The organism is Deltaproteobacteria bacterium, assembly GCA_005879535.1.
Taxonomy (GTDB): domain Bacteria; phylum Myxococcota; class Myxococcia; order Myxococcales; family 40CM-4-68-19; genus 40CM-4-68-19.
Genome location: VBKI01000070.1, coordinates 130,594 through 152,129, shown reverse-complemented (window position 1 = coordinate 152,129; position 21,536 = coordinate 130,594). Strand labels below are relative to the sequence as shown.

16 protein-coding genes are annotated in these 21,536 nt (G+C 66.3%); 10 read left to right on the top strand and 6 right to left on the bottom strand.

Features of this window, described 5'->3' with window-relative positions:
* The first annotated feature begins 49 nt into the window (after window positions 1-49).
* The 4 genes from E6J58_16050 (at window position 50) to E6J58_16035 (ending at window position 3,539) form a co-directional block, all read left to right on the top strand.
* A complete protein-coding gene (locus E6J58_16050; GenBank protein ID TMB35700.1) occupies window positions 50-784 on the top strand; it encodes a methyltransferase domain-containing protein in 735 nt (244 codons plus the stop codon).
* A gap of 36 nt (window positions 785-820) precedes the next feature.
* Window positions 821-1,885, top strand: coding sequence for an aminotransferase class I/II-fold pyridoxal phosphate-dependent enzyme (locus tag E6J58_16045; GenBank protein TMB35699.1), 1,065 nt, complete (start codon window positions 821-823; stop codon window positions 1,883-1,885).
* Between the two features lie 89 nt (window positions 1,886-1,974).
* Window positions 1,975-2,316, top strand: coding sequence for a YciI family protein (locus E6J58_16040; GenBank protein ID TMB35698.1), 342 nt, complete (start codon window positions 1,975-1,977; stop codon window positions 2,314-2,316).
* Window positions 2,313-3,539, top strand: a complete 1,227-nt coding sequence (locus E6J58_16035) for an RNA polymerase subunit sigma-24 (GenBank protein TMB35697.1) — start codon at window positions 2,313-2,315, stop codon at window positions 3,537-3,539. The genes E6J58_16040 and E6J58_16035 overlap by 4 nt, the downstream gene beginning before the upstream one ends.
* On the opposite strand, the gene E6J58_16030 is transcribed toward E6J58_16035, so the two are convergent.
* The 3 genes from E6J58_16030 to E6J58_16020 all read right to left on the bottom strand — a co-directional run bounded on the left by E6J58_16030 (window position 3,518) and on the right by E6J58_16020 (window position 7,819).
* The gene (locus E6J58_16030; protein ID TMB35696.1) at window positions 3,518-5,185 is read right to left on the bottom strand and encodes a tannase/feruloyl esterase family alpha/beta hydrolase; all 1,668 of its coding nucleotides are present in this window, start codon (window positions 5,183-5,185) and stop codon (window positions 3,518-3,520) included. The two genes, E6J58_16035 and E6J58_16030, sit on opposite strands and share 22 nt — an antisense overlap.
* A gap of 122 nt (window positions 5,186-5,307) precedes the next feature.
* Window positions 5,308-5,982, bottom strand: coding sequence for a Crp/Fnr family transcriptional regulator (locus E6J58_16025; GenBank protein TMB35695.1), 675 nt, complete (start codon window positions 5,980-5,982; stop codon window positions 5,308-5,310).
* Between the two features lie 61 nt (window positions 5,983-6,043).
* Window positions 6,044-7,819 (bottom strand): amidohydrolase, encoded by a 1,776-nt coding sequence (locus E6J58_16020; protein ID TMB35694.1) that lies wholly within the window; start codon window positions 7,817-7,819, stop codon window positions 6,044-6,046.
* Here E6J58_16020 and E6J58_16015 point away from each other — a divergent pair.
* The 5 genes from E6J58_16015 (at window position 7,818) to E6J58_15995 (ending at window position 18,955) form a co-directional block, all read left to right on the top strand.
* Window positions 7,818-8,624 (top strand): hypothetical protein, encoded by an 807-nt coding sequence (locus E6J58_16015; GenBank protein ID TMB35693.1) that lies wholly within the window; start codon window positions 7,818-7,820, stop codon window positions 8,622-8,624. The two genes, E6J58_16020 and E6J58_16015, sit on opposite strands and share 2 nt — an antisense overlap.
* 6 nt (window positions 8,625-8,630) lie before the next feature.
* Entirely contained in the window at window positions 8,631-12,476 is a 3,846-nt protein-coding gene (locus E6J58_16010) for a hypothetical protein (protein TMB35692.1), read from the top strand.
* 126 nt (window positions 12,477-12,602) lie between these two features.
* Window positions 12,603-13,499, top strand: coding sequence for a hypothetical protein (locus E6J58_16005; GenBank protein TMB35691.1), 897 nt, complete (start codon window positions 12,603-12,605; stop codon window positions 13,497-13,499).
* A gap of 180 nt (window positions 13,500-13,679) precedes the next feature.
* The gene (locus E6J58_16000; GenBank protein ID TMB35690.1) at window positions 13,680-17,711 is read left to right on the top strand and encodes a hypothetical protein; all 4,032 of its coding nucleotides are present in this window, start codon (window positions 13,680-13,682) and stop codon (window positions 17,709-17,711) included.
* A gap of 29 nt (window positions 17,712-17,740) precedes the next feature.
* Entirely contained in the window at window positions 17,741-18,955 is a 1,215-nt protein-coding gene (locus tag E6J58_15995; GenBank protein ID TMB35689.1) for a hypothetical protein, read from the top strand.
* A gap of 7 nt (window positions 18,956-18,962) precedes the next feature.
* Here E6J58_15995 and E6J58_15990 read toward each other — a convergent pair whose 3' ends face one another.
* From E6J58_15990 to E6J58_15980, 3 genes are all read right to left on the bottom strand, one after another.
* On the bottom strand, window positions 18,963-19,151 hold the full coding sequence (locus E6J58_15990; GenBank protein TMB35688.1) for a hypothetical protein: 189 nt from the start codon (window positions 19,149-19,151) through the stop codon (window positions 18,963-18,965).
* A 65-nt stretch (window positions 19,152-19,216) separates the two neighbouring features.
* Complete coding sequence (locus tag E6J58_15985) at window positions 19,217-20,125, bottom strand: pirin family protein (GenBank protein ID TMB35687.1); 909 nt, start codon at window positions 20,123-20,125, stop codon at window positions 19,217-19,219.
* Window positions 20,126-20,190: 65 nt separating this feature from the next.
* Entirely contained in the window at window positions 20,191-21,123 is a 933-nt protein-coding gene (locus E6J58_15980; protein ID TMB35751.1) for a hypothetical protein, read from the bottom strand.
* 60 nt (window positions 21,124-21,183) lie between these two features.
* Between E6J58_15980 and E6J58_15975 the strand changes: the two genes are divergently transcribed.
* A complete protein-coding gene (locus E6J58_15975) occupies window positions 21,184-21,525 on the top strand; it encodes a UBP-type zinc finger domain-containing protein (GenBank protein ID TMB35686.1) in 342 nt (113 codons plus the stop codon).
* Window positions 21,526-21,536: the final 11 nt, after the last annotated feature.

The window sequence follows — 21,536 nt, the reverse complement described above, 5'->3', positions numbered from 1 at the left end:
TGGCGATGCCGCAGTTGCCCCGGGCCATGGCCATGGCCACCGCGCTGGCATGGCGACGACAGCATCCGGAATCAGGCGGGCCCGGCCTCGGGATCGCCAGGAATTCGCGCCCTGGAACGAGGAGATGGTGCGCCGGTTCGATCCGGATGCGTACCACACGAGATCCGCGCTGCTGATTCGCGCCGTCGAACAGCTGCGGGTCCGGGCCATCCGCCGGCTTCTCGACGCGACGCCGTCCTCGCGCGTGCTCGAGGTGGGCGTCGGCGGCGGGAACGTGCTCGAGCGTATCGGCGGCGTGCAATTCGGCATCGATCTGTCCCCGTTCATCCTGCGCAAGGCGCGCGTCCGCCTCGGCGCTCGCGCAAGCCTCGTGCGCAGCGACGCGATGGCGCTCCCGTTCCGCGACGGCGCGTTCGATCGCGTCTACTGCTCCGAAGTCCTCGAGCATGTCCTCGACCCGGAATCCGTCATCCGCGAGATGCATCGCGTCCTGGCTCCGGGCGGCATCGCGGTCATTTCGGTTCCGAACGAGGTGCTGATCAACCGCATCAAGAGGATCCTCTTCGGACTCCCGCTCGGCAGCCGGCTGGTGGCCGGCGAGTACAGGATGTCCAGGGCAATGGACGAGGAATGGCACCTGCACGCTTTCGGGCGCGCGCGCCTGGAGCAGGCGCTCGCCGGTCGGTTCGGCATCGAGACGCTGGTCGGTGTGCCTTCGCGGCTGATGCCGTTGCGTCTGGTCGCGCGATTGTCGTCGCCTGCCTGTGCGAGGACAGCGGTCTGAGCGAGCGCTAGAGTCGGCTCCGAAGGGAGCCGACCCATGCATGCTTTGACGAGGCGCGATCTCGGACGATGGTTGGGTGCGGGTGTAGCGGCTGCCGCGGTGCGGCCGCTGCTCGCGGAAGCAGTTCCGGCCGCCGTCCGCCTCAGCGCCAACGAGAATCCATATGGGCCTTCGCCGGCGGCGCTGGATGCCATGCGCGCGGCGTGCGCCCGCGCATGGCGATACCCCGACGAGGCCGCCGGCCAGCTGATCGACGACCTGTCACGGCTGCATGGCCTGCCCCGCGAGTGGTTCCTGCTGGGCGACGGATCGAGCGAGATCCTCAAGCTGGCCGCCAGCGCATATCCGGGCAAGCTGGTGATGGCGGAGCCGACGTTCGAGGCGATCGCCGCTTACGCAAAGGCGCGCGGGTCGCCGGTGGTGACCGTCCCGCTCGATTCCGCGTTTGCGCACGACCTCGTTCGGATGCAGGGGGAAGGCGCGGCTCTCGTCTACGTCTGCAATCCCAACAACCCCACGGCGAGCGTGACGCCGAAGGCCCGGATGGGCGCGTTCCTCCAGGCATCGTCGAGCGCGGTGCTGGTCGACGAGGCCTACCACCATTACGCGGACGGTCCGGACTACGAGAGCGTCCTGCCGCTGGTGAAGACGCGCCCCGGCCTGATCGTGACGCGCACGTTCTCGAAGATCTACGGCATGGCCGGAGTCCGGCTCGGATATGCGGTCGCGCAGCCAGCGGTGATCGCGAAGCTCGCAGCGCAGGCGGCGTGGGATTCGGTCAACGTGATCGCCCTGGCCGCGGGGCGGGCGAGCGTGGCCGACGCAGCCTGGGCGGAGCAGGGCCGCAGGCGAAACGCAGCCACCCGCGCTCAGGTCGTTGCGGAGCTGGGCCGTCGCGGGTTCACCATGATCCCCTCGCAGGCGAACTTCGTGATGATCGACACGCGGCGCGAGGTGAAACCGCTGATCGCGGCGTTGCGCCAGCGCGGCGTCGAGGTCGGCCGGCTGTTCCCGGCAATGCCCAAACACCTGCGCGTCACTCTGGGAAGACCGGAGGAAATGGATCGGTTCCTGCGCGAGTTCGCTGCGTTGACGGCCTGAGACGAACGTCCGGCGTCGCGACATTTTGCGTCCCGCTGTCGATCCGGGCCATGTCCCGTTCGACTACAGGGCAAGGAGGAAACACCACCATGAAGTACCTGTTGCTCATCTACGAGAACGAGAAGCGCTGGGAGACGAGCGGCTACGACCCGAAGGAGATGGCCGAGTACCGGGCGTTCGGGAAGGAGTTCGCCAAGGCCATCCTCGGCGGGAACGCGCTCAAGCCGACCGCGACCGCCACCACCGTCACCGTCCGCGACGGCAAGCGGCTCACCACGGATGGACCGTTCGCCGAGACGAAGGAGCAGTTGGGCGGCTTTTACCTGATCGAGGCGAAGGATCTGGACGAAGCCATCCACGTGGCCGGCAAGATCCCCGGGGCTCGCTTCGGATCGATCGAGGTCAGGCCGATCATGACGTTCGATTCATGATCGAGCAGCTGCACCGTGAAGAATGGGGCCGGCTGCTCTCGGCCCTGATTCGCGCAGTGGGCGACTTCGACGTCGCCGAGGAAGCCTTGCAGGACGCGTTCGCGGCCGCCGTCGTCGAATGGACGGCGGCCGCGCCGCGCAACCCGCGCGCCTGGCTGTACGGGACCGCGAGGCACAAGGCGATCGACCGGCTGCGGCGGAGTTCCCGGCTGAGCGCGATGGCGGCCGCGCTTTCGGAGCAGGAGGAACCGCAGATGCCGGCGTTTTCGGACGACGAGGACGTTCCGGACGAACGGCTGCGGCTGATCTTCACCTGCTGTCACCCCGCGCTCGCTCCGGAAGCGCAGGTGGCGCTGACCCTGTGGACCCTGTGCGGTCTCACCACCGACGAGATCGCGCGCGCCTTCCTGACCACCCCCGCCACCATGGCGCAGCGACTGGTGCGAGCGAAAGGGAAGATTCGAGGAGCGGGGATCCCGTACCAGGTTCCGTCGCTGGAGGAGCTGCCGGAGCGGGCGCCGCGGGTAATGGCGGTCCTGTATCTCGTCTTCAACGAAGGGTACTCGGCGGCGCGCGGAGATGCGCTGATCCGGCGCGAGCTCTGCGCCGAGGCCATCCGGCTGGCGAGGCTGTTGCGGGCGCTGCCGCCGGTGGTGGTCCCGGAGCTCGACGCGCTCCTGGCGCTCATGCTCCTGCACGACGCACGGCGCGGCGCCCGCGTCGATGCCCAGGGCGAGTTGGTGGCCTTGGCCGACCAGGACCGCTCGAAATGGGATCGCGCGGAGATCGAAGAAGGGTGCGCTCTCGTTCAGAGAGCGCTGGTGCTCGCGCCGCCTGGCCCATATGCGCTCGAGGCGGCAATCGCCGCCGTTCACGCAGAGGCGACGCGAGCCGAGGAGACGGATTGGGGGCAGATCGCATTGCTCTACGATCGGCTACAGGTGCTGCACCCGTCGCCGGTGGTGGCGCTCAATCGCGCGGTCGCAGTCTCGATGGCATCGGGTGCCGAGAAGGCGCTGCCGATGGTCGACGAGCTGGCCGGTGCCCTCGGCGCATACCACCTCTGGCATTCGACGCGCGCCGACCTGTTGCGGCGCCTCGGCCGCCGCGCAGAGGCAAGGGCCGCCTACCGGAAGGCGCTCGAGCTTGCGCAGAACGAGGCGGAGCGTCGCTACCTGACGCGCCGCCTCGTTGAGCTCAATCAATCCTCGTCGTCGTCCTGATTGCCGTCGTCGCCCTTCTGGCTGGGCTTGCGGCAGTCGAAATTCGCCGCGTCGTCCGTGCTGCCGCTGCCCTTGTAGACCGCCGTCCTCGGATACGCGCAGAGCGGGCGGGTGCGGAGGATGCCCGACGCAGGCTGATCGTTGACGTACTTCACCGCCACGATCCGTGTCGGTGCGACGCCCTTCTCGACCCAGCGCTCGAGCGCGCTGAGGATGTCGTTCTCCGGCGCATTGTTGAGCGGCTTCGCTTGCGCCAGCGACTGGCCGAACGAATTCGGTCCCGGCCCGCCACCGCAGTGCACCATGCCGGGAACCATGAAGAGCCGGTAGAAGTCGGACGCCTCCTCGTTGGCGGCAACCACTTCCCGGTAGTAGTTGATCGAGGTGAGCGCCGAGATCGCGGGATCCTCCCAGCCGTGCCAATGGATGATCTTGCCGTTGTGGTTGGCATGCCGGAAGTCGCCGAGCTCCGGGTCGGTGGAGTTCATCGTCAGAGCGCCGCCCACCGCCTTGCGATCCGCGTTCGTCATGTCGCTGTCGAAGTTGAACGTCGAGAAGTCCCATACCCCGGGGGCCGGGATTTCGTTGATGATGCGGCCGAAGTATGAATTTCCGAAGAATGCCTGGATGGATGCGCCAGGTGTGGCAGGACCCGTGATCCACGCTCCCCAGGACCCTGCCGCTGCTGCTGCGCTCGTGAACCAGCCGGGGAAGATCTGCTTCCCCGTACGCGGATTGCGGGCACCGGACATGATTTTCCGTACCGCACCAACTTGCGCCGGCGTGAGACAGGCATCGCCGTCAGTGCCGGAGGGACAGGCGATGCTGGCCGGATCGAACGTGCAGCGGCGCGGGTCCTCGACCACGCCGTCGCTGACGCCGTCGAGCGCGTCGCAGGTCGCGAGCGTCGCGCTCTGGATCGCGGCAAGCTTGCTGGTTTTCAGGTACGCGCCAGGCGTGTTCCACAGCGCTTGTTCGTTCCAGATGAAACCCGCAAAGAGATGGGACCAGTCGTTAGCCGGCGCGCCGACCAGCACTCCATCGTAGTCCTCCGGAAACCGCTGGATCTCCATCAACGCCTGACGGCCGCCGTTGGAGCACGAGCTGAAATACGAGTGGGAGATCGACTGGCGATAGAAGGCGCGAATGATGTCCTTCGAACGCGCGGCCTGTAGATGCTTCCCGCGCCAGCCGAAGTCCGTGACCTTCTCGGGATGGCCCGGCGCGAAGTCCGCGGTGCCGCCGACGTGTCCGGTATCCGTCGAACCGCCGGCGTAGCCGCGCCGGAGCGCATCTGCGATGCCGCCGTAGTTGATCGCGCCGGCGTAGCCCCCTTCACCTGCCGAGAGGAACTTTCCGTTCCACCCGGTCGCCGGCATCCAGACTTCGAACTGGATGTTGGAGTCGCTGGTCGGGTTGATGGATCCCGCGACGCGGCAGGCGGCGGTATCGATGGGCGGCGTCGCGCCGGGCGGATCGAACGCCCCCCGCGCAACCATCGTGGCGATGGTGATGGTCGTATCTTTCGGCCACTTCAGATCCTTCAGGCTTTCGCAGGTGCGCTGAGCGGCTCCTGCGCTGCGCGACGGCAGGGCCGCCGCGACGAACAACGCGAGTACAGACACTGCTCTTCCAAGGAGCTTCATGATTTTCCTCGTTGATTTCGGTTGCGGGGGTGCGAACCGGCTCCGCGTTTACGCGATTACCCTCGCCGGAGTCAAAAACTGTCGTGCGGACAGCTTTTTACAGATTGGCATCCTGACGACAATCATCGACCGAAACTGCGCAAGGCATCGAGATCGAGAACGGTGATGTGACCGTACTCGGCCTCGAGAATTCCGGCCTTCGCCAGCACCTGCAGCGCCTGGTTCGCTCGCTGGCGGGAGAGGCCGCAGAGGTGGCCGATCTCTTCCTGTGAGAGCTGCAGCCGCTGATGGATGCCGGGATAGAGGTATTCGTTGAACAGGCCTGCCAGACAACGCGCCACGCGCGTATCCGGATCGAGGAGGCGATCCGTCTCAATCATCCCGATGAAGAGCCCAAGCCTCTCGTTGAGCTGGTGCAGCAGGAACCGGTTGAACCCGATGTTGTCGTCCAGGAGCCACTCGAAAGTTTCCCTCGGGACGTAGGCGATCCGGCTCCTGCGCAGCGCGACGGCGTCGAACCGCCACACCCGATCTTTCAATACCGATCCTTCGCCGAACCACCCGCCCGCGGTCACGCACGTGAACGCCGCCGACTTCCCCGCCTGCGAAGCCGGGCAGAGCTTCACGAGTCCTTCGATGACGCCGATCCACGCATCAACGGGCTGGCCGGTGCGGCAAACGTACCCGTCGACAGGCACCGTGCGCTCGATGACCGTGGCTTCCACGCGCGCAAGTTCTTCCGGCGTCAGCGAATGCGCCCAGCGGCTGGAACGAATCGCTTCGCTCACGGTGGGCATGACGGACAGTTCCTTCAAAAATCGTGGCACGGAGCAAGCCGGCGAACAAGGGGGCTCCCGGCTACGGAGGTCGGGTGGCCCGCACCTGTCCGCCGAGAATCGTCAGGTCGACGCGCGCAGATGGAATGTCGTCCTCGGGGATGGCGAGGATGTTCTTCGAAAGCACGACGATGTCCGCGAGCTTCCCCACCGAGAGTGAGCCTTTTTCCTTCTCCTCGAACGCGGCGTAAGCATTGCCGAGCGTATAGGCGCGCAGCGCCTCCTCGCGGGACACGCGCTGCTCCGGCACGAACACCGTGCCGTCCTTCGACTTGCGCGACACCGCGCCATGAAAGCTCGGGATCGGATCGACGTCCTCGACCGGCGTGTCGGTGCCGTTGGTGACCACGGCGCCGGCATCGATTAGCGACCGCCAGGGATACGACGTGCGCCGCGCGCGCTCCTCCCCCAGGCGCTTTGGGACCCAGGGGGCGTCGGAGACGATATGCATTCCCTGCATCGACGCGATCACGCCCAGCTTCTTGAAGCGCGGAACGTCGGCGGGCTCGACGTGCTGCGCGTGCTCGATGCGCCAGCGCAGGTCGCGTTTGCCGGGGAAGTCGCGGAAGATCCTCTCGTAGACGTCGAGGACCTCGCGGTTGGCACGGTCCCCGATGGCGTGGGTATTCACCTGAAACCCGTGCCGGATGGCGATGCGGGCGGTCTTCTCGAAGTCGGGCATCGGCTTGAGCACGAGGCCGGTGCTCGAAGGCAGATCCGCGTATGGCGCGAGCAGCCAGGCGCCGTGGCTCCCGAGCGCGCCGTCGATCTGCTCCTTGATTGCGCGCACCGTGAGGATCCCGTGCCCGTACCCGATCAGGCGGTGTCGATCGAGGTTCGCCTCGAGCGAGGGATCGGACTCGAACCGCACCATCACGTAGAGGCGCAGCGGGAGCTTTCCTTCGTCGGCGAGCTTCTTGTAGCCGTCGATGGTGGCGAAGCTCGCCCCGGCGTCGTGAAAGGTGGTGACGCCTTTGGAGAGCGCATCGGCGCCGGCGAGCTCCACCACCTTGCGGAAACGCGCCTCATCTTCCGCTGGAGAATTCCGCGGCTGATTCGCGATTCCCGCGCGCACCAGTCCCTGCGCCGTCTCCTTGAGCAGCCCGGTGGGCTCCCCGCTGGCGTCCTTCACGATCTCGCCGCCCGGAGGATCGGGCGTCTCGCGGGTCACCCCGGCAAGCTTCAGCGCCTGGGCGTTGACGAACGCCGCATGACCGCTGGCGTGCTCGAGGACCACCGGGTTCGACGGGCTCACACGATCGAGCGAGGCGTGAAGGGGCACCCCTTCGACATTGGGCTGCGGCGGCCGCGCCCATTTCTCCTGATGCCACCCCCGTCCCTCGATGTCCGCCACCTGCGCAACGATGTCGTCCCAGGTCTTTGCCTTCGTTAGGTCGAGGATGAGCTTCGATTCGCCGAGCGCCGTGTAGTGACCGTGGCCCTCGATGAAGCCGGGAATCGCCAGCCGGCCGCGCAGATCGATCACTTTCGTGCCGACGCCCGCGAGCTTCTGGATCTCCGCGTCGCTGCCCACCGCGACGATGCGATCTCCGCGCACGGCGACGGCCTGAGCGCGGGGCCGCTGCGGGTCGACGGTGAACACTTCGCCGTGGAGGAGCACGAGGTCTGCAGGGCGTTGCTGACCGGCCGCCGGTCGGCAAGCCACGGCGGCGAGAAGCGCGACGATGCAGGACTGGAGCGCGCCGCGGGGCGTACGACGTCGCCCGACCGATGAGCGAGGGGCCGCTCGCCTGATCAGCTTCAAAGTAGTATGCTGAACCCGCTTGGGGGTGTGCATGCCCGCTGCGGCCCGTCTCGGGGACAAAGCGCAAGTCGATGCGGATGCGCACGGCTGTCCGGCCTGCCCGCATCCAGCCGTGGGCCCGATCGTCACCGGCTCGCCCGACGTCCTCATCAACAGCAAGCCGGCGGCGCGACAGGACGATCTGGGGATCCATGCCGCCTGCTGCGGCCCGAATACCTTCACGATCAAGAAGGGGTCGCCCACCGTGTACGTGAACGGCAAGCCGTTCGCACGGATGAACGATCAGACGAAGCACTGCGGCGCGTCGGGGCCCATCATCGAGGGCTCGCCGGACGTCAACATCGACGATGGAGCCAGCGCGCAGGGACTTGGATCGTACTTGATGAATGCGCTGCAGATCCTGCTGCAGAGCACGACGGCGGCGAAGCCGCCGAAGCAAAAGAAGAAGAGCGATACGCACACGAGCTCCGCGGGACAGCAGCAGAACCTCGCCGCCACACCTGTCCAGGGCCAGGTGAAGTCGGCGCGGTGGTCGGTCCAGCGCGCCCGCAAGGACCAGGAGGTCCATCTCTGGATCGAGTGCACCGCCAACCTGACCGGTTCCCTCACCATCGAGATCTGGGCGCTCGACGCCGACGGCGCCCAGGGTCAGAAGGCGCAATCGCTGCAGGAAAACGCCGCGCCGAGCGTGAAGCCCAAGTGGAAGGTCGCCATCCCGCCAGCTGCGGCGGGCCGCAACGAAGTCGAGTTCCAGTTCGTGGTCAAGGACGCCCAAGGCGCCCGGGTCACCTCGGACACGCTGTTCGTCGAGCGGCCCCGGTTCCGCTTCTCGCTCTGATCTGCCGTGCCCGCCTCACCGCGCCACATCCCGAATTGCCACGTCTTCGTGGACGGGACCCGCCTCGCGCTCGACGAGGAAGCGCGGCTCGTCTCCGTCGACGTGGATCTCGACGGCGAGCTGTTCGGCCGCTGCGAGGTATCCTTCCACGATCCCTCGCTGAAGCTGATCGACGGGAGACAGTTCCAGAGCGGGACGGCGGTCCAGATCGATCTCGGCTTCGGGTCGCGGCTCAGCCGCATCTTCGACGGCGAGGTGGTTTGCCTCGAGCCGCGCTTCCGCCGCGACGTTCCGCCGGCGCTGCACGTCATCTGCTACGAACGCCTGCACCGACTCGCCCTCTCTCCGGCGACGCGAGCGTTCAACAACGTCGACGACGACGAGATCGTGAAGAACGTCGCGCGCGATCATGGCCTCACCGGAGAGGCTCCGACGGGCAGCAAGAGTCACATCCTCCAGTCCAACGTCACCGACGCCGTCCTGCTGCGTCGGATCGCGCAGAAGGACGGCAACCGGGTCCGGCTCGACGGCAAGAAGATCGTCGTCGCCGCCCCGTCCACCAGCTCTCAGGTGGTGATCGCGCCGGGCGACGGGCTCAAGAAGGTCAAGGTCCGGATCAACGCACTCTCCCAGGTCGAGGAAGTCACGGTGCACGGGTGGGATCCGCAGGCGCGCCAGGAGATCGTTGGCAAAGCGAAGGCCGCAGGAGGGCAGCGCGACGAGGGGGCCAAGAAGTACGGCGCCGGCAAGACGCTCTCCATCGCGGGACATGAGCACGCCCCCACGGACACGGCGACCGCCGACCGGATGGCGAAGGGCCGGCTGCAGAAGATCGCCGACGGATTCGTGACGGCGGAAATGGAGTTGATCGGCGACCCGCGCCTGCGGCCCGAGGTCCAGGTCGAGCTGCAGAAGGTGGGGACGCAGATCGACGGCATCTACCGCGTGGATCGGGCGCGGCATCGCTTCAGCAAGCACGGCTACCTGGTGAGCCTGAAGGCCGTGCGGATTTCGACGCCGCCGCCGCCCGCGCAGGCGCAACAAGCTCCGCCGCCCCAGCAGCCGCAGAGCGCACCGGCGCAACCTGGCGCGGCTGCACCTCCTGCCGCGCTGGCCGCGCCGGCGCCGCAGTCCGCTCCGAAGCCTGCTCCAAAGGCGAAGGTCGATCCGGTCATCACTCCTGCGAAACTCGACGTCGTGGTGAAGAAGTTCTTCAAGGATTCGACGGGAGCGACGAAGCCGTACACGAAGCCCAAGCGGCAAAAGGTCGTCCTCTCCACGAGCGAGTCCTTCGAGGCAGCGGGCAGCGGCACGTTCACGCGCTCGAACGACAGCATCAAGTTTTTCAAGAGCGCCGACAAGGACGACGAGATCAAGTTCGACGGCAAGGACAACGTCTTCAAGGGGTCGCAGCTCAGCGGCGGCGTCGCACTCTACGCCGAGGGGGCAAAGCCCAGCGCCGCGCTCGACGACGTGAAGCTCACGCTCAAGCTCGCTGGAGGATCGAAGACCATCGGCCCCGATGCCGTCTGCAAGGCGACCTCGGTCGAGGTCACGCTCGACATCTGCAAGGGGCGGCCGTCACCGGCCGGCGATCCGCCGCCGCTGTCGCAGGACGACAAGATCGCGGTCGGCCGGAATCTTCTCGTGCAGGACGCTGCGGGTCACTTCGAGCGCGCGCAGCTCATCGTCCGGCAGGTGAAGCCGGCGGCGTTCTCGGGCAGCCTCGTGATCTCCGCGAAGGGCGGCGTCACCGCGTTCACGAACGAAAAGCCGACCCAGGGCGAAAAGGCGGCGCTTCCGTACACGATCGCGGATGCGAGCAAGATCCCGGCCAAGGGCGACAGGACTCTGTGGGCCGAGGGCAAGGCGCCCAGCGTGGACATGCTGGACGCCGGCTTCATCCTCGCCCTCAAGGGTGTCGAAGACGACGCCGACCACGTCGTCGCGACCGCCGTGCAGATCCAGCTCGACATCTGCCAGAGCCGGAAGAAGGCGGACGCCGATCCCGACGCGATGTCGGCGGAGAACAAGGTCAAGGTCGGGCGCTTCGTCCACGAACAGGACACGGGCGCCCACCACGGCCGCGCGCTCCTCGTCGTGCGGAAGGTGAAACCGGAGAAGTTCAAGGGAACGCTCGTGCTCGAGGGGAACAACACCGCGAGGATCGAGCTGTTCCCCAACGAGTTGAAGACGGGCGGCGAGGCGGCCACCGCCGTGCCTCACGAGATCGGGTTCGATCCGAAGGATGCGACGAAGAAGAACGAGGACAAGAAGCTCTGGGTGCAGGGCAAGACGGTGAGCGGCGCGTTGCGCGACGTGTCGCTGTGGATCCACCTCAAGGACGACAACCCGACCAATGCCGACACCGTTCTCATCACGGTGGTCAAGTTCAAGAAGCTGACTGCGGACATTCCGTCCACGCCCGCGATCACGAATCGCGCCGGCAACTCGCCGGTCAATCGCCACGCCTGGAAGATCGCCGATCCGACGCCGGCGGCGAACGACTTCAACGAGGACTATGCCGTCAACAAGCCCATCGTGCTGCTCGAGAACTCGATTCTCGACAAGGACCGGATCAAGCTGTCGGTCGCGATCGATCCCGCCGGCGTTCCGGTGCGCTGGGCCGTCATCCGCGACCGCCGGCCCGCGCCCGACGGCGATCACAAGGACGTGATCGCGCTCAAGGACAATCCCGAGGCTCCCACCCTGGGCAGCGACGCCGAAGGGCTCACGAACACGCTCCTCGCCGGCGCGGTGGGCAGCTTCCACATCTGCCCCTTCGTGAACTGCAACGAAGGCAAGACGTTCGAGTTCATGGCCAAGGACGGCACGAGGATCGACCGTGAGCCGTTCATCATGATGAACCTCGTGCTGGTCCGGGTGCAGGGGGTCAGCAACGACAGCAAGGGTCAGAAGGTCAACTGCAGCCCGTCCCCCGCGGCCGGGCAGACCGCCGCGAACTTCGCGGGCTTCACGACGTCGTCGTCGGGCGGGGGCGCGTGGACCGGAGCGAACAGCGGCTGGCACGCCGACGCGAAGGTCGACGTGATTGGCGGAGGGCAGGACGGGAAGCGCGGCCTGGACAAGGTCTTCGGCGGTTGGATCCAGCACATCTTCCTGAACAACATCAGCTCTGCGTACAACCTGCCGCCCGTCGGCGGCGTGACTCCTCCTGCGAGAAACCACAAGTACGCGTTCATCTCGCACCTGCCCGACAACACGCATTACGGGAAGTATCATTACATCGGTGCCACCGAGGCGCCCGTCAGCGCGGCGGACGCCGCGATGTGCGTCAAAACCGCTCCGGTTGTCGACGCATCGTTCATTCTGGACGTGTCGCCGTTCGGGGGCGAGGGAACCGGAGGAGACTCGGCCGTGGGTTCGACCGGCTTCCAGGGAGGCACAACCGGCAATCACGGCGGCGGCTATCCGGCGCCGACAGCACGCCCCATCGGACAACGCTGGCAGCGAGAGATGTGGGACGCGCCGGGAATCGGCTGCCGCCGCGGACACATCAGCGCCGGCGGCACGCTGGCGCACTTCCGGTTCAACCTCGGTTTCCGCACGGACCTTTGCTTCTGGACCAACACGGACGCCAAGCCAGATCCCACGGCGAACGGAGTCGCGAACCGATTGTACGTCTCCGTATACAAATGCACCTGGACGCCGGACTTCGAGATCAACTTCCACGCGACGACGGGCGTCGGCACGATCGCCACGGCGGCAAAGATCACCGTCACCAAGGACAAGTCCGCGCCCAACGGTCGCGCCGTCGCCGTGGACGGGTTCGGCCTGGAAACGCGCAGTCCATTCGCCCTCGCCTGGTATGCCGTCGATGCCCGCACTTGAGAGAATCGAACGCGACAGATGCCTCCAGCGCGGTTCACGCCGGTCGTGGTCACCGTTCTTGCGTTGGGATTCGTGGCTTGCGCACGGCCAGCGCGCAGATCGAGTCTTCCAAGTGGTGATCGCGCCATGACGCAGTCGACGTCGCGATCGGTCGTCGTGCGCTCGAGCCACATCCTGCTGGTGAAGGTCGTTGCCGCCAAGCCGGGTCCGTGGGTGCCCTTCAAGCCCGGCCTGAAGTCGCGGAAGGTGCAGTTGTCGATAGCGCTCGCGGAAACGCTCCGTGGAAAGGTCGATCCGGCGCCCGACGGACCGGTGGACGTCATCGTCGAACAGACCGATTACGACGGCGAGTTGATGATGCAGCCGCTGCAGGGAAGCTGGTCGCGGGTCCCGCTCGACCCGGGCGCGGAACTGGTGACGTTCTCGGACAGCGCATCCCGGCGCGCGGAGCGCGTGCTGGAAGAACCTGCCTGCAAGCTGGTGGTGCCGGCGGAGCAGGTGCTGCCGGGACTGCGCATCGCGGCGCAAACACTGGTCCGGGATCTTCCGTTGAAACAGACGCTCGATCTCGCCGCGCCGGTCACGGGGAGGCTCGATCCGATCTTCGCCGAGTTCCTGTGGGAGCAGTACGCGGATGAAACGATGGCTTCGCAGCCCGCCTTCGATTCGCTGGCGGAATTTTCCGAGCGCAAGGAACTGACGCCGAAGACGCGGCAGGCGCTCATCGATGGCGCGTACAACCTGGTCTCACTGCGTGGAGACGAGACGCCAACGCGCGGGCAGCGCCTCGCGCTGACCATGTGGCGGGTGCTGCTGATGCCGGACGCCGCCGACCTCCACGAGAACCTGATCGGAACGTACCTTCCAAATCTGCTGGGGATCACGAGCGGCCTGCCGCCGCAGCCGGCATCCAGGGTGTTCGAGAATCGCGAGCCGGAGCGCAACGCGGTGGAGGCGTTCCTGCGCCGCCAGGGGACCGATGTCGATGCCTCGCCGCTGCTCGAGTGGATCCGCATCAAGTGAGCGTCACGGCGGACGTGACCGCGATGTCACAGTCCATCGGGGGAAGTCGTGGATGCTGATACGCCAATCAAGGACGAGAAGGACCTCGACAAGCTCGCGAGCGCCAGCGAGACGGATACCGAAGGGTTTTTTCCAATTGGGAAGAACCGCTTTTGGCACGGGGGACTCCACCTTCACACCGTGAAGCCAGTCGTCGCTGTGCGCGACGGAACGCTCATCGCATATCGAATCGACAAGCAGTTGCAGACGGTCGATCTTCCTGACGGGAAGTACGAGTTCTCGGCGGGGTTCGCGCTCTTGCACCACGAGACGGCCACTCCGCTGGGGCAGAAGATCGGGTTCTGGTCGTTGGCCATGCACCTGATTCCTTGGCAACCATACCGCGATGATCCGACTCGGGAGCCGCCTGTCTTCCTCCGCGCGAGGCGGCCGGAAAAAGTGAAGACGTCCGGCTCCGGGAAAGGCCTCCGCCTTGCGGGCGATGCAGGAGCGGCCTCGTCGGTGGGAGTCGTGCCGCGGGACGCGAGGATCGTGCTCACCGGAGAAGCGCCGCCGGAGGGCCATTGGGCGAAGACGGCGCACGGCTTTGCCAAAGTGAAGTGGCAGGCGCTCGAGGGTTGGCTCAAGATCGACGATGCGACGTCGTCGGCGGAACCGGACTGCACGCGGTTCCTCTCCACGGCGGCGGTCAAGGTGCTCTCGGCGACGGATCCGTCCAAGTTGGAGGGAGAGATCCCGGCGGGAACGATTTTCGAGATCGACGTGGCGATCCCGACAGCGGCCGCCTGGAAGAAACACGCGAAGCGCAGCAAGGCGCGAGGGGTCAATCACGGCGATCTGCACGGCTTCGTGCTCCTGGACGGCGTCGCGACCGCAATCGAGCGGCGGGTGAAGGTCGAGGTCGACGATCCCGGGCCCGACAAGCGTGGCGTCGTCATCCGCGCAGAAGGGAAAGCGACGTCGCCCGTGATCGGGATTCTGCCGAAGGGCACCACCGCTCGCTTCAAGGACCCGTTCAAGGTCCGGTTCGAGGCCAGGACCGCCTACCACGAGATCGCGGAGGGTGGTTTCGCTCCCGTCGACAGGTCCACTTTCGAGGATGACTGGGCCCTCACCGAGCCGGATGCGTGGGGCAAGGTCGTCCAGCCGAAGAGGCCGGTGAAGATCTCCAGAGGAGACGTGCTCGGTTGGGCAGGAGTCTACCTTCGCGATACGAAGGCGGCGGCGGGAGCACCGCCGATCGGTCCCACCAACCTCGTGCACTTCGAGATCTTCGCCGATACGCACGGGTTTCTCTCCAATCCCAACAACGAGCATTGGTTCACGGACGCGACGTACCGCCTCGCACCGGGAGCGCAACCGAAGAAGTGCGAGCTGCTTCCCGAGTCGAAGAACGCGAAGATTCCCGTGGACCTGCCGAAAGGAGCTCTGCTGCGGATCTCCGAGCGGTACGAAGGCTCGGATCATGTGAAGTGCTGGCGCCACGTCGTGCAAGGTTGGAAGCGCACGAGCGAGCTCGGGCACTTCTGCGCCAATGGCTACACGCTGACGCGGGCGCTCGATCCGTTCTACACGGACCATCCAGCAACCTGCTGGTGCGACGAATCGAAGCTCGCCAAGATCGCGCTTGGTGCCAGCCAGGACGACTACGTGACGTCGCGGGGCCGCCACGACGTGCCCGAGACGTTCAAGCTCGTCAGCTACCAGGCGGCGGCGCCGGCGGCGACCGTGACAAAAGGGTGGGCGCGGGAGCACGCGCTCGGCGACTTCTACAAAGACGCGCATCGACCGCCGAAGGACGTCGTGCTCTCCATCGCGGCAACGCCCACCTCGTGGTTCTCAGCGTGGGATGGCGACCCCGCCCAGCGGATCCCACTGCCGGCAAGCACGTGGGTGCGGCGCCACGCCGAGCAGAAGGTTTCGCAGACGTTCCGCAAAGTGAAGCATCGTTCGCTCGAGGGGTGGGTCCCCAGTGAGCGAATCGCCTCCACGGACGCGGTCAGGAAGGTCGCCAAGCTCGGTGGGGAGGCACGCCTGCTGAAAGTCGTCCCGAAGAATCTCGATGAGGCGCTCACGGCAGCTGCCCATGAAGTGCTTCCTGCCGCGACTGAAGTTGCGGATCTCGCCGTGGTGCAGGATGCGTCGGAAAGCTGGGTGCACGTCGGCTTCCGCGACGTCACCGGCGGCGAGGTCAGCGCCTGGGCACGCGCTGCCGAGCTCGGATCGGCATCGAAGAACCGGTACGTCCTCACGGCTCCCTTGCCGGATCTCCTCAACAAGGCGCCAGTGACGCGAACGGATCTGCCGCGAAGCCTCACCCAGATCGAAAAGGGTGACTTCAAGAAACTGCCGATCGCCGCGGCGGCGCGCGATTCCCTGGAGTGGCTGGGCGACACCTACGTGGCCAAGGAACGCTGGGAATGCGTAGGGGTCGATGGAAAGACCGCGCAAGGGTGGCAGCGCTACAGCATCATCGACGATGCCACCAACGCCGCTCCGGATCACTACCGGCTCGAGAAGGATCTCGACTTCGTCATTCCGGTCGCGCCCGCGCAGGTGTCCATCCACGGCGGCCCTGGCGACGTCCTGAATGTACTGGGAGACTGCGTCTCGGACGGCGTCACGTACCAGCACGTCGAGCTCCACGGCAAGAGCGGCTGGTGGCCGAAAGAAGAGCTGGGAAAGAACAGCGGAGCAACCCGCGAGCTCATCGATCCGGTCCCATTCGTCCTGAAAGATCCTCCGAAGGATCCGCCCGACCGCATCCGCGTGCACGCTCGCGCCGGCGACGCGGTCAAGCGCCTCGGCAGCAAGGACGCCTTCACGAGCATCGAAATCGTCGTCACATTCGACAGCGATCGGTGCCACGGCTTCGTACCGGCTGCGGATCTGGATGGACCGCTTCCGGCCGGCAACGGACTCTTCCAGCGCACGTTCACCATCAAGTCAGCCCGCACGGATACGCTCACCTACGATCCCCAGACGACCTTCCTCTTCGACACAAACGCCAGTTCCGTCACGGCGAAGAAAGAGTTCAAGAAGCCGGCGGCAAGCGCGCTCCGCCGTGACAAGGACGGCCACCTCTGGGCCGAGACGGCGCCGGGGACGAACAGCTGGGTGGATCTGCACCTCGACACGACCGCCCGCACCTTCAGCCACGCGAATCTCAGCGCCGTATCCCTCTACGATTGGGAGACGTGGCAACTGCTGGAGGAGAAGGCGAGCAAGAAGGCCGGGGAGGAGTTCTTCAGCGAGGACGGCTTCTGTGACGTTCAAATCCTGCTCGATGCCGTCCAGAAGGACGCTTCCGGAAAGGCCCGGTCCGGAGGGAATGCGGGGATCGAGGGCGATATGCGCGACGCTCTGCGCGATTCCAATCTGCGCGATCGACTTCGGAACACGGTCTGCCTGCATCCGAGCGAGTGGGACGCGGGGACGGACAAGAAGCTGAAGAAGTGGGATCGACTGAAGAAGCCGCCCTGGAACATGAGCAGCGCAGACCTCCAGGCGCAAACCGACTTCATCCAGAAGCTTCAGTTCTGGACCGACGCTTTCGCCGGCGTGACACCAGCGCCCGCTTCTCCGACGATATGGCACTTTCATCCGCTCGGGTTCCTGAAGCAGCTCCGCGGAATGGCGGGTGTGACCGCGGACCAGCTGGAGCGGATCGTGCCGCTGGCCAAGCGCGCGGACATCGACGCGCTGATCGCGCACCTGAACGAGGCGATGGAGCGGTACGGGATCACGACGCCGCTCTTGCAGGCGCACTTCCTCTCGCAGATCGGACACGAGAGCGCGTTCTTCTCCTCGACCGAGGAGGGGAAGTGGTCAGGCCACCCGGCAGGTCCGCATGTGGGCGAGGCGTACGACTTCCGCTTCGATCTGCACAACATCCGACCCGGCGATGGCGCACGCTACAAGGGACGAGGACTCCTCCAACTCACGGGGCGCCTCAACTACTCGGTGTACGGCGCCTACATCGGTGTCGATCTGACGGCGAATCCGGAGCTGCTCGCGACCGACCTGCGTCTCGCCTGCGACGCTGCGGCGTGGTTCTGGCGGCGTGGCGGATGGCGGGACCTCAACGATGTCGCCACCAAGGCGGACGTCGACACGGTCCGGGCAGTGACGCTCGTCATCAACGGCGGCTATAACGGGATCGACCAGAGGATCGAGTTCTTCTTCAACGCCAAACGCGTCCTCCTCGACTGATCAGGCGGCCGCGCAGCGGGAGCGGTTCCGTGCACTGCGCACTTGCTTTCGCCATCGTCCTCGCGGCGGCGCCTGTTTCGCTCGAAGAAGCCGTTCACGACGAGCGCGTCGCGTGTGCCCAGCCTCCGGCAGATCTCGACGGTGATGGCCGTCCGGATCTGGGCTGTGTCACCCGCCGCGGCGACGACGAGCCCCGGCACGTCGTCGTAGTCCTCGCTTCATCGCCGCAAACGCTCGCCCTCGACGTGCCGCTGCTCGGTTGCCCGCGTTGTGGCGGGGCTCTCGGCCTTTCGGTGGAGGTGGACGCGGTGCCCGGCATGCTGAATGTGCGGGAACGGGGAGGCAGCCGTGAGGAATGGACGCGCGGCATCAGCCTCGCGTATCGCTCCGGGACGTTTCACGTGGTCGGAGACTCCTACGCCGTGGTCGATCGGGCAACGAAGGCCGAGGTGGAGATGGGGACGGCCTACGAGAAGGGGAACGCACGGTCGCATCGCATTCTTCGACCGGCCGACGGGGGTGAAACCAGCACCGCCTATTGGCTCGACCTGTACGTTGACCCCGACGGTGGCCCATCTCCCGCGCACGGAGCATTCTCGCCCCCGCACCTCGTCGAGACGGTCGTGGATCGCGCCGACTACGTCATCGAAGGAGACTCCTCGTGGTCCAACCCGGACGATCTTTCGTTCGTCGTCCGGGTGCGGAGCAGCGGGCCGCAGCTTCGGTTCGGAATCGACGTCAAGGACGACGACGTCCAGCTTTCGAGCGTGTCGCAGAAGGGCAGAGTCGGAGACCGCGTCGAGCTCTGGTGGGATCGTGGCGGCGATCCCTGGACGAGCGGATTCGCTCCGAAGCTCGAGCCCGACCCCAGGACGACGGTCGGCGTCTTGATCGAGCTTCTCCCCGGCGGAAAGACGCGCACGACTCGACTCTTTCCCGGAAATGGCGTTCAGCCAGCGTTGTCGGCTTCCTGGAAGCGCACTCCGTCCGGATACTCCGTCGACATCCGTGCCGAGCGGCGTCTCTTCGAAGGACCCTCGAATCGATCGGACCCGGGCGGTAACGGGTCGCTCGTGAACGCTGCGGTGATCGTCCGCGACGTCGACGCTGGGGAAGCGCAGGAGACGGCGTTGGCGACCGCGAAGATCGAACGCCGCGGCGCGCCGTTCGAGATGGGTTGGCTTCATCTCGGCCGCTGGCTGCCAGCGGGCCAGAACCGCCGTGCGGGCCAACGTCCTCGCTGATCCATCCTCAGCCGCCCTCGTTCGTCGACCCTTCATCCTGTCGCACTGCGGGAATCGCCCACACCTGGCCGCCCTGCAACACGAAGACTTCGCCGCAGAAGTCGCAGCGCATGAACCGGGCGTCGCGGTTCTGACCGAGATACTCCAGGCCTGGATGTGGGCATGCGTCGAAGACGTCTTTTGGTCGTTCCGTCATGGCGACTGATTTCGTATCCACCACGGCGCATCGAGACCACGACATCTTTGTAAGGAGTTGGTGACTCACTGCACCTGCGCCGTGCGCGTGATCTCCCCCATGCGCCCGCTCTGGAAGTCGCGCATCGCCTGCAGGATCTCGTCCTCGCTGTTCATCACGAACGGCCCGTAGTGCGCGACGCGTTCGCGCAGCGGCTCGCCCGCCAGCAGCAGCAAGCGTCCCTTGCCACCGCGCAGGCGGACGGCGTCGCCCGCGCCGAGGACGGCGAGTTGTCCCTCGCGCAGATCCTGCTCGCCCACCTTCGCGGACCCCTCGAAGACGTACGCGAGCGCGTTGTGGCTGGCAGGAACCGGAACGGTGACGTCGGCGAGCTCCTCGAGCGACCAGTCCTGGTAGACAATCGGTGTGTGTGTGTCGATCACCGCTTTTGCGCCGAGCGCTTCGCCAGCTACGATCCGCACCCGCGCCTTGCCGTCAGCGGTCACCGCCTCCGGAATCTTCGCGGCCGGGACCTCCTGATAGCGCGGCCGAGCCATCTTCAGACGCGCGGGCAGGTTGATCCAGATCTGGAATCCGTGCACGCGGCCGCCTTCCTCCCGGATCCGTCGCGAAGGCATCTCTGAATGGATGATGCCGGCTCCGGCGGTCATCCACTGCACGTCCCCTGCCCGGAGCACGCCGCGGTGGCCGGCCGAGTCCTCGTGCTCGAACTCGCCTGCCAGCGAATACGTCACGGTTTCGAAGCCGCGATGCGGATGGTCAGGTGCGCCCACCGCCTCTCCCGGACCGTAGTCGACCGGTCCCATCTCATCGATGAGCAGGAAGGGGTCCACCATGTCCACCTCTCCGCTCGGCAACGGGCGACGGACGACGAAGCCGGCTCCCTCGAGCTGCCGGTGGGCGGTGACGATCTGGCGCGGTTCACGGTTCACAGGCACTTTGATGACGCTCGGGTCATTCTGATTCGCTGCCATGCTGCGCCGATGAAAAAGCTCCTCTCGGCGTTGCTTCTCGGCCTTGGGTGTTCCTCCAGCGCGAATCAACGGGCGCTTACTCTCCTCTCGAGCGCGGAGCGGTCCCACCCGGCGAGATCCGCGGCGGCCTCGTACGTGCTCCGGAGGAAGGCAAGCACCGACTCGTCCGGCCGCGCGGCGGTACGGACGGCTTCATACGGAAGAAGGAACTCGCGCATGACGGTGTCGTAGCGCGCCTCCGCGGGAAGAATCCTCGCCCGCGGCAAAGCCGCCGGTTCGGGGTATGCGTACGCGTAGAAGACGGGCTCTTCCACTGGGCCCCCGCCCGGCCAGAAGCCCGCGCTGATGCATTCGTGCGAGTACGCTTCGTGCATCACGTAGTCGGGACAGTTCGGGGCGCCGCCCGGATGCTCCGGCGCGGGTCGGCCCGAGAAGCGGGTGCAGGCGAGATCGAAGCTTCCCCAGAAGAAGTGGACCGGGCTGCACTTGCCGAGGAATGGTCCGCGAAACTCTTTGAGCAGCCGGTCGGCCTGCGTGAGGACGAGGAAGCAGCGCTGCGCGGCGTCCGCGTCATACGAGGCGTGCTCGCGATCCTCGAGGAAGGGGATGGCGCGCGGCACTTCCACAGGCACGGGGCGGATGCGCACGTCGAGCTCGAGGGATTTCAGCAGCGCCATGTACTCCCGATAGAAGTCCGCCACCGATCGGGGACCGAGCGCCAGCGTGCGCGTCACGCCGTCGCTCCTCCGCAGCGCCAGCACGTGATCGAAGAAGTCGAATTCCGCCTCGAACGCGCGGCCGCCGGAGGGCATCGGCGACGTCGAGAGTCCCCGCGCCGTCACGTACAGCGGTACCTGCCACCAGTGGTTCACCATCGGGGCCAGCGCGAGCCGCGTCTTGCCGACGATCTGCGTCCACATGTGCAGCGTCCCGTACGTCTCCTGCCAGTCACGGAGTCGCAGGGTGGGCCACACGTCGCTTGCAACTCGGCTTGTCATGATCTTCTTGTAGCGCGGCCGCTGCGTGGTGGCGATGCTCACGTCCAACAAGGAGGCTTCATGGAACGGGTCTGCAACGATCTCGAAAAGCTCGGCGAGCCCGGTCGCACGGCGGTCAAGCCCAGCGGCGCGGGATGCAAGGAATGCCTGGAATCCGGCGGCGAATGGGTCCACTTGCGGCTCTGCATGAGCTGCGGCCACGTCGGCTGCTGTGACTCGTCTCCGAATCACCACGCGACCAAGCATTTCCACCGGACGAAGCACCCGGCGATCAAGTCGTTCGAGCCCGGAGAGGATTGGGCGTATTGCTACGTCGACGACATGACGGTCGACGGTCTGAGCTTCCTTCCCGGTGAGTCCACGTCGCGTCATTACACCGCGCCCCATCCGTCCCACCCCTGATCGCGCGATCG

Bases quoted from the DNA above. Each gene is read 5' to 3' on its own strand.
- E6J58_16050 (TMB35700.1), top strand. From the start codon at position 50: ATGGCGACGACAGCATCCGGAATCAGGCGGGCCCGGCCTCGGGATCGC.
- E6J58_16045 (TMB35699.1), top strand. From the start codon at position 821: ATGCATGCTTTGACGAGGCGCGATCTCGGACGATGGTTGGGTGCGGGT.
- E6J58_16040 (TMB35698.1), top strand. From the start codon at position 1,975: ATGAAGTACCTGTTGCTCATCTACGAGAACGAGAAGCGCTGGGAGACG.
- E6J58_16035 (TMB35697.1), top strand. From the start codon at position 2,313: ATGATCGAGCAGCTGCACCGTGAAGAATGGGGCCGGCTGCTCTCGGCC.
- E6J58_16030 (TMB35696.1), bottom strand. From the start codon at position 5,185: ATGAAGCTCCTTGGAAGAGCAGTGTCTGTACTCGCGTTGTTCGTCGCG.
- E6J58_16025 (TMB35695.1), bottom strand. From the start codon at position 5,982: ATGCCCACCGTGAGCGAAGCGATTCGTTCCAGCCGCTGGGCGCATTCG.
- E6J58_16015 (TMB35693.1), top strand. From the start codon at position 7,818: ATGCCCGCTGCGGCCCGTCTCGGGGACAAAGCGCAAGTCGATGCGGAT.
- E6J58_16020 (TMB35694.1), bottom strand. From the start codon at position 7,819: ATGCACACCCCCAAGCGGGTTCAGCATACTACTTTGAAGCTGATCAGG.
- E6J58_16005 (TMB35691.1), top strand. From the start codon at position 12,603: ATGACGCAGTCGACGTCGCGATCGGTCGTCGTGCGCTCGAGCCACATC.
- E6J58_15990 (TMB35688.1), bottom strand. From the start codon at position 19,151: ATGACGGAACGACCAAAAGACGTCTTCGACGCATGCCCACATCCAGGC.
- E6J58_15985 (TMB35687.1), bottom strand. From the start codon at position 20,125: ATGGCAGCGAATCAGAATGACCCGAGCGTCATCAAAGTGCCTGTGAAC.
- E6J58_15980 (TMB35751.1), bottom strand. From the start codon at position 21,123: ATGACAAGCCGAGTTGCAAGCGACGTGTGGCCCACCCTGCGACTCCGT.
- E6J58_15975 (TMB35686.1), top strand. From the start codon at position 21,184: ATGGAACGGGTCTGCAACGATCTCGAAAAGCTCGGCGAGCCCGGTCGC.